This window comes from Streptomyces sp. DH12 (genome assembly GCF_020873895.1).
Lineage (GTDB): Bacteria > Actinomycetota > Actinomycetes > Streptomycetales > Streptomycetaceae > Streptomyces.
Window position 1 is genome coordinate 1 of sequence record NZ_JAHWGT010000758.1, and the last position, 493, is coordinate 493.

Below are 493 nucleotides of genomic sequence, written 5' to 3' on the forward strand. Positions count from 1 at the left end.
AGCGCAGCTGGGGGTCGTCCTCGTCGAACACGACGGTGTCCCGCCGCACGGCGTCCACATCCCCGCGCAGCCGACGCGTCCGGTGGATCAGGGCGTCGACGGCGTCATGCGCGGGAGGCTGTGGTGCGGGGCGGTCCGCGAAGAGGGGGGACGGCATCTCGTACTCCGATACAGGCGCGGCCTAGCCGGTTCTGAAGGGTGGACCGCTACCGACTGTCGCACAGGCCACGGCGGGCCGTAAGGCATTTGGCAACACTCGATGCGTTCGTGCTTCTGGCATATGCCAGCGGCTCTCCGGTGCGGCGAGTAACCGAACAGGCTTACGTTTAGGGCGAGTTGGCCATGCGGCTCGGGGTGTGTTGTGGAGCGGGAATGCCGAGGGGGTGGCTCGCGTTACCTCGCCAGGACGAAAACGAATCCCATTCCCGATACGGGAGCGGGGTCGGCAGAGGCATCGGGAGGCGCCCATGGCACGCAGCGAGATCAGGCCGGT

The 493-nt window shown here is 67.5% G+C and carries 1 pseudogene; it reads right to left on the reverse strand.

Annotated features, from left to right (window positions below):
• Nucleotides 1-157, reverse strand: a pseudogene (locus tag LPA54_RS36915) (phosphatase); the annotation flags it as partial.
• Nucleotides 158-493: the final 336 nt, after the last annotated feature.